Source organism: Dendronalium phyllosphericum CENA369 (assembly GCF_016056275.1).
Classification (GTDB): domain Bacteria; phylum Cyanobacteriota; class Cyanobacteriia; order Cyanobacteriales; family Nostocaceae; genus Dendronalium; species Dendronalium phyllosphericum.
Window position 1 is genome coordinate 1 of record NZ_JAECZA010000128.1, and the last position, 8,206, is coordinate 8,206.

4 protein-coding genes are annotated in these 8,206 nt (G+C 41.5%); 1 reads left to right on the forward strand and 3 read right to left on the reverse strand.

The genetic code is table 11. The features are described 5' to 3' along the window. Window positions 1-209: 209 nt before the first annotated feature. Window positions 210-944 (forward strand): hypothetical protein, encoded by a 735-nt coding sequence (locus tag I8752_RS20440; RefSeq protein WP_225895786.1) that lies wholly within the window; start codon window positions 210-212, stop codon window positions 942-944. 674 nt (window positions 945-1,618) lie between these two features. On the opposite strand, the gene hetR is transcribed toward I8752_RS20440, so the two are convergent. From hetR to I8752_RS20455, 3 genes are all read right to left on the reverse strand, one after another. Continuing rightward, window positions 1,619-2,518, reverse strand: coding sequence for a heterocyst differentiation master regulator HetR (gene hetR / locus I8752_RS20445; RefSeq protein WP_214434129.1), 900 nt, complete (start codon window positions 2,516-2,518; stop codon window positions 1,619-1,621). A 1,414-nt stretch (window positions 2,519-3,932) separates the two neighbouring features. After that, window positions 3,933-6,254, reverse strand: a complete 2,322-nt coding sequence (locus I8752_RS20450; RefSeq protein ID WP_214434130.1) for a DMT family transporter — start codon at window positions 6,252-6,254, stop codon at window positions 3,933-3,935. Window positions 6,255-6,838: 584 nt separating this feature from the next. Continuing rightward, window positions 6,839-8,152 carry an inorganic phosphate transporter gene (locus I8752_RS20455; protein WP_214434131.1) on the reverse strand — a complete coding sequence of 438 codons (1,314 nt, stop codon included), beginning with the start codon at window positions 8,150-8,152 and terminating at the stop codon, window positions 6,839-6,841. Window positions 8,153-8,206: the final 54 nt, after the last annotated feature.

An 8,206-nucleotide genomic window follows, 5' to 3' on the forward strand; every position in this document is an offset into this window, starting at 1 on the left:
GGGGGAGATGGAGGAGATGGGGGAGATGAGGGAGATGAGGGAGATGAGGGAGATGGGGGAGAGGGGAGAAATAAAACTCCTAACTCAGCATTCAGCACTCTTTACTACTGACAACTGACAACTAACTATTAACTATTGAAATTTCCTGTTTTACAGAAGAGTTGCTGCATATTTGAGTTAGCATAACTTTGGGTGTTTGGAGAAGGGCAATGTGCAAAACAGAGATTGGCAAAGGTTTAACCCCACAAAGCAGTTCTGGTTCTAAAATGTTCGCAAATAAAGCAATTCGGATAACAGTACCAGTTCTAACTGTAGCTGGATGGTTGGCAGCGATCGCTCCTAGCATGGCTATCACTGCTTCTTACAATAATGAATACCTTGTCTGTGCGGGTCGAATAATCAGAGCAGGCGAGGGCGTGACCGAACAAGCAATAGCCCAAGCTTGTGCGAGGTCGCTGCGTCCCAGAGATTTGGCTTCCTGCGTAATTGACATTAAGAATAAAACCGAAATTGTTGCTGCGGATGCCCTTGCTAACTGTAGTCAAGCCCGCCGTCCTAAAGATTATGGCTCCTGTGTCGTGGATGTGAGCCAGAATTTTCAGAAGACTGTAAGACCAGAAGATTTGCAGCTCGATAAAGAAGCAACAAAGCAACAAGTTTTAACATATTGTGGTCGTAGTTTGTTGCCTGTAAGTTTTGCTGAGTGTGTTGTAGGCTTGCGTACCGAAATCAAAAACCTAGCACCCACTCAAGTCTTGGATACTTGTATTGATGGTAGCGATCGCATTGGTGGTCTTCCACCTTCATCTACATTACTGCCAACTCAACGCTCCACGGAATTTAGTCCAACTTTTGAGACTACCCCAATTCCTGGGAATGAAACTAGTCCAGTTCCGGGAAATCAAACTAGTCCAATTCCAGCAAATCCAGGCAGTAATTATTAGAGTGTTGCTACAAACTATGATGTAGGGAGTAGGCAGCCAATATTTCTCGGATAAGTACTCTTCACTTCTAAATATTGTCTGTTAAAAATGGTAAAGGATGAATTTAATTCCTTTACCCCTTTCCCAGAGCGAAGCCTTGTCCTCCTCCCTCATACTGATTTAGCAACGCATATTTTTGGGTTAAGTACTTTACTAACCTCAATACGAACTATTGGCTTAAATTTTCTTTAAGCGTAGAAAAATACTTAGTAGTTCTATAGAAATTCTCGAAAATAAAGGTACAAATTTTCCTTTTGTTTTTTGGCTTGCCTTCACTCGGCACTTTTGGGTTGGTCGATTACTAGGAATAGAGCGAACACGGGCATTGACCAACCCATAACAATGGACAATGTTGCTATCTGATACCAATTTGAAAATAGAATTTGGCAGATGGATTTATCAAAGCAAAGTACAGCAAGTTTTTCAAAATCCAAGTTGTGCATCCAGCACCCTAAAGGTGCGATCCGAAATCTCAAATCCAAAATGGTATGAGGTAGTTATAAGCTGAACCTTTTATTTGTACAGCAAGAAACTGCCCATTGCGACTTTTAAATATATCGATGTTGAATTCACTAACAACTGGACTATAGTTATGTTCTACCTGGGATAAGGTTGTTAGAGAGAATCTGACTTAATTAATCTTCTTTCCTACCAAAAACCATTTGTAAAATCATGGGAATACCGCCACTTTGGTGATATCTATCTGCCCAAGCGCGGATTATTTCATCCAATTCTTCCATTGCCCGATCCCATTTTTCCGGTGGGATATCCAATTCTTCTAAGGCTCGCATGGCATTTGGTCGCCGTTCTGCCCAATCCTTCATCATCCGGAAATACCTAGCAGTATCTTCTACCATAATGTAAGTACGCTCTTGGTCGTCTGCTGGAGCATAAAAAGGACGAGTCAGAGCGTAAAAGGGCATTCCCCAAGGAGAGTCTATTCTGGTGACTGTACCGGAGTAAAGTAGACGACGCTTAATGTGTTCTGCTAAGGCTTCGCTCAAAATCATTTGATGCTCAATCGGCAAAGCCTCTTGCGATCGCTTGTGCAAAAACTCAATCAACTCCATAAACTCAAAGGAGGTGACTAACTGAGCGTCAGGCAAATTACTGGGTAATTTTTGCTCTATTTGTCTTTTTTCTTCACTAGTGAGACTTGTACCGGGAACGCGCGATCTACCTGGTTGCCAAGGAAATTTTTCCATCCAGACATAAGGTAACTGAATTAGATAGCGAGGTTCTTGAGAACCCAACATCTTTAACAGTTTGCCCTCTGTTAATGCTTGTCTGACTTCCTCAACAATAATTTTTACTCGTTTTGGTTCTAGATGGTGCAAATGCCCCGTCATCCGCAGGTTTTGTCCCTGCTCTAGATAAGTCATGTAAATTGCACACTTAGCTGCTGTTGCTGCTGCATCTAAAAATGCCCCATGCCTGTGCCCACTTGTCCGCATGGCACTAAAAGCCAGATAAAGCATAATCTGATCCATAGCACTGGGGCCGAGTTGTTTGATCAGATCGACATCATTACTCATATTACAAATAGTTGAATAGCAAGTTTACACGATTATTAGTCAAACGAAAGTATGTAGTATACACCCGAATGGAGGCGATAAATCGCTCTAGGCTGTCTATTACGGGTTAATTCTAAAATTGATTAGTAGTTTTAAGCGCTCACCTCCGTGTTTTATGGCTTGCAGCCATAAGTAGTATTTTTAATGCCTTGTTTGTGACTGGAAAATCATCAAAGAACATTCAACTTCCCTCAATGGTGGCTTCGTAAATCACAAGCAAACTTTGTGCTTCTTACTAGTACTCTACAAAGACTTCTTGTGATATCCGGGTTTTCCCCACCCTTAATAAGCAACAAAGGGAAAACTATTGTAGCTACGTACCCGTACCGGGGAGATATTATCTCAACTGTAAACATCCCACAGCTTGGAAACTATTTAATAAGAAGTCACCTGCTGACCTTCATAAAATCAATGAATTTAGGTAGCTCATTTTTAATCGCTATACTGCTGACAGTTTACAGTGATTTTTCGGCAGTATATGTAGTTTTTTGTAGGTGTCATCGATCGTAGACCTCAAACAAGGCAAATAATTTCAATTTCAGAATACCTTTTATCTTTTTATAGTATGATATTCCATTTTGACTGTCTTTTTATCAATTTTGGATAAAGTCATGTATTTTTAATGTTGCTGTAACTATTATTGAAATCTTTTATATACAACTGAGTATTATGGTTTGCTGATATTTTCACAGAGATTCAACAACAAGATTCTCGATTTATCTAAGCAAGTGGAAATCTCAGCTTTGCGATTTTGACTGCGAACTTTGTTTGTAGTTATTTGTATGTAGGTGAAATTAACTGCCGCTCCTACATTTTGATTAAGTAGTCTTATTTGATATTTTTGTAACAGATTTTTGGTAAAGGTTTTTAGTCCAACATCTTCAAGTCAAAACTGGTGTTAATCCTCATACTTCATTGCTGATAAGTAGAAGGCAGAAGGCAGATGGCAGAAGGAAAAAGCCAAATTCTGAGCGGATTTCACAGGTTGGCATTTTACATTTAATTATGTCCACCTACTTACTGGCACTTAAAATTGTCCAATTGCCGCAAATCTGCGACAGCAGGTGTTGTCAAATAGTAGCTGCTTAAAGACTTCTTGTTCGCGCTAATGCCAAGATGTGCCCAGATTTAAACAAGCATTGATTATTGCAATTTTTTCTGGAATGAAGTCTGGTTCAGAACTGTCTTAAAGGAGCGATCGCTTGCTGTTACTCGCAACAAAGTAAAAAAATCTTCTTTTGTAACTTCTTACACAGAAATATTTAGCGGATAATTGTTTGTAAATATCAGATACCCGAATAAATATAAAACTACGGCTTTTCTCACCTGATTTTCCCGAAAAATCTCTACAAACAAAGTATGAAAATCTTGTTTTTTATTCTGTGTCACCAGTCACTTGTTCGCTACTAGATGATTTCGCCTGACTTCGCATTTTTTCCAAACTGAAAGCTGCTACTCCAAAAGTGACAAACAACACTCCCAAAATCTGGACAATATCCAAAGTCTCCTGAATCATCAAACCAGCAAAAATCACGGTTAAAATCGGTACGCCTGCACCGACGATCGCGGCTTTTGATGCGCCTAGTTTGTGAATTCCCAAATGATTGAATACATGACCCGAAAGAGTCAGTACGCCCAAAATAGCAGCACTTAAAACTATTTCTAGCAACTTAGATCGATCGACTACAAGGTTCCAACTTTCTGGCAGAGGTAACATTAAACCAATAAAGCTCAACACAAGCATGGTAGAGAAGTTAACTAAAGTAAAAGACACAGGATGCACTTTTGTGGCACACATCCGCGTCAAAATCACGTAGCAAGCAAAAGCCACTCCAGCAAATAAGGCTGTACTGCCTAATAGGGGAAGATTATCTATACCTGTGCTGAGAGAACCTCCTAAAACTAGCAATTCACCACAAAAGATAGAACCGATCGCCGCAAAGCGGAATGAATTGGGGCGATCGCGAAACAGTAACCACGACAGCAGTCCGCTAAACAGTGGATAGGCAAAGAACAAAGCGATCGCCATTCCAGCCGCCATTTGACCGATGGCGAGATAAATTAATACTTGCGATAAAAACAAGAAGCAGCCACTAGCGATTGATAACTGCAAAGTTTTCTGCTGTGTTTTGGGATTACCAGCCGTAGAATTGCCACGCACCGTTCCCATTAAGCTTTGCAGGTCTTGCCATACCTGGGGATACATGATGGGAGCCAGCAGTACCATTAGTGGCACGACCACCATTAACCGTAGTGTCAAAATTAAGAAAATATTGCCCAAAGTCGGCGATATTAAACCTTCAACCTCCAAAACGCCGAGATTGTCGATGGCTTTAAAAAACATCTGCTTGAGAGCTACGTTATAAAGCGATGACACCACTGTTGATAAAACCACCAGCAGAAAACCGATCTGAACTGGTGACAAACCCGAAGATGGACGCGATCGCGGGGGAAATGTCGAGCCTCGCCTTGGTGCTGGTGTAGGAGGCGGCGATTTAGTATTGCTTTTAGACGAATCCCTACCGAGTACAGAAATCGGCTCTCTAGAGTTTCTTCTGGTAGATGAAGATTTAATTTCCTCTTTAGGAGTAGTAGAAATTGACTCAATAACTTTTTCTGTAGCTGGCTGTGATGTAGTTTCTATAGACTTGTCTTGGGAAATAACAGAAATCGGCTCGGAGGTATTTTCCTGAGTTGGCGGCGCGATTTCTGTTTCAGGCAATGCAAATGGATTCGGTGAGGCTTCCGTGACATTCTCAGACGAGTCTTTGGGAATAACAGAAATTGGCTCGTCAGTATTCCTGGTTGTTTCTCCTAACCGCTCAAATGTATTTGGGGAACTTTCTGGCTGTTGCTCAGGCGGTTGTAAAACTGTCGGCGGTGGAGTTTGGGCCTTGTTTGTGACTGCCGATGATGATTCTGAGGTACTGTCAATTTGTTGCTCAGGCGGTTGTAAAACTGTCTGTGGCGATACTTTCGGACTTTTAGTTACTTCTGCTAACAGTGGATAGGGGTTTGGGGGACTTTCTGGCTGCGGTTCGGGAGGTTGCAGTACTGTTGGCAGTGATGGTTGTATTGCTGCTTGCGAAGTTTCTGTGATTGTTTTTGCTAGCGAACTTTGCAGGTGATTAGTTAACTCTTCTAAAATTGCTTCTCCCTGCTGCTGTTGGCTGTACATCCGGGATAACTGTTGAGAAATATCACTTTGATAATTCTTCAGTTCTTGTTGCAACGAGTTAAAGGCGATCGTTAAGGTATCATCCAGAGTACCGAGTAGTCTTTCGGCATTTTCATTGTTCTGTTCTGAGATATCTTTGCTAATTTCGGCAGATTTCAACCCAGTTCGTTCCTGAAATTCACTCTCGATCGCTTGGTTAGCTATAGTTCTCAGTGAGGATTGCAGTTGCGAAGATATGTGTTTTGCCAAAGCTTCCGCCAATTGACGGATTAACACTTGCTGCTCAGTAATTTGCCGCACGTGTTGCAGGTGTTCTTTTTCTTCTGTTAGCTGTTGAATTTCATTCGCTAAACGGTCTTTTTCCATCTGAAGCCGTTTAATTTCTTCCTGCAACGATTTGAGTACATTTTGCTGGAGATGTTCCAAATCTTCCACAATAGCCCACAGAGCTGTCTCTGCCGATCTGGATAACTCACCTCTAACTCGTGGGTTGTCTGGTCGCTTCTCGAATCGTCCCATTAGCTTTTAACCTCTAACATCTTGACGATAAAGCTGCTTCCCGTAAACTTGCTTGCCACTCATATTAAGTTTCCTGTATTTTGTCAGATAAACTAATAGTTTTCACAGAATTTACGCATATCAACGTAATTCTGTCATGCTGAACCAAGGTTGGCAAAGTATACAATTTATGCTTTTCACAGCCTACTATACTGTGTTCCGTTCAACATCAAGAGACCAGTATGACATCGGTCTTATTTTAATCTTCTGTCCGCAAGTGAGATTTTCCTGGAATAAAATATTCCACCCAATATAAATACTTATTATTTTGGTAGCAATACTAATTTTCTCAGGCTTGTAAATCCAGGCATTGCCACAACAGAATTATCAAACTTGTTAAGTATATATATAAATTTATGCAGAATGTGACTTGTGAGACAGTTTATATCTCAAATAAGAATTAGAGTTGCGGATCGCACAAATGAGAACTATTACTATCCCCTGCACAACACTTTAGTAATTAAAAGCCATTCTATCTTGGAAATGGGTGTAGGAGTGTAGGGGGGTAATGGTGTGGAATCTAACAAAAAAATTTTCATTTTAATTTAAATGAAGAAAATGCGGACAATGCTGAAGATGGTAGCACTGAGAACTGCACTCAAAGGGACTGTAATTAGCCATGCGCCAGCAATACTTTGTAAAGTTTGAAATTTAATTGAATTGATGTTTTGTACCAATCCAATACCGACTACACCGCCAACGAGAGCGTGGGAGGTAGAAACAGGTAAGCCTAACCGAGAGGCAACAAGGATGGTAGTAGCAGTTGCAAGTTCGGCACAAAAGCCACTACTTGGTTGCAAAGCAATGATATTTTCGCCAATGGTGGCAATGACTTTTTTCCCCCAAATGGCTAAACCAGCGACAATGCCAGCACCCCCAAGGATTAAAATCCACAAGGGGGTATTAATGCCATCCGTAGGTACGCTGGCAGTACGATTGATGTAAGCGATCGCAGCTAAAGGAGCGATCGCATTTCCAACATCATTAGAACCATGAGCAAAAGCCACAAAACAAGCGCTCAACACTTGAAAGCGACCAAATAACCGTTCAACTAGGAATTGGGGATTGGGGATTGGGGATTGGGGACTGAGAATTTCTCTTTTTTGTCCCTTTGTCTCCTTGTCTCCCTTCTCTCTTACATCATCTAATTGTCGCCAACTAATAATACTGAGTCCGACAGCTGCTGCTACACCTATTAACAAGGGGATGTCGTGAGAAGGTATGTTGAAACCAATTTGATTTTGTAAAAAATTGGTGAGTGGTTGAGTGAGCGAAGGTAGTACAATCACGCCAAATACTCCTAAGAGAATTGCGCTTAACCAGGGAATCCACTCTCTTAACTGTGCTGTTTGATTGGGTTGATTCAAAATCCAATACTTGATTTGACTATAGAACAATGCGGCAATCGCACCACTGATAATCGGCGTTAAAATCCAGCCGATGGTAATCGAGCTAATTGATGACCAATCAATTGCATCTATTCCTAAAGCTACCCAACTAAATCCAGCGATCGCACCTACGACCGCATGGGAAGAAGATACAGGTAAACCTCGTGATGTCGCAATTTGCAGCCAGATGCCAGACGACAGTAATACTGTTACCATCCCAATCACTAATAATTGGGGCGTGGCTGCGAATAAGGCAGGATTTGCAACTTTAGTTGCTAAGGTTTCCGTTACCTCTTGGCCAAACAATACAGCACCCGTAAACTCTAATATCCCGGCAATGATTATTGCCTGTTTCAGAGTGATAGCTTTGGAACCTACAGAAGTTCCCATTGCATTTGCAACGTCGTTGGCTCCGAGATTCCAAGCAACGTAAAAGGCTAGTAAAGCCACTATAAGTAATGTAATAGTCATCTGTATATTTGGGGAGAGGGGGGAGACCCGGAAGGGGGGAAAGAGAGCTGGGGG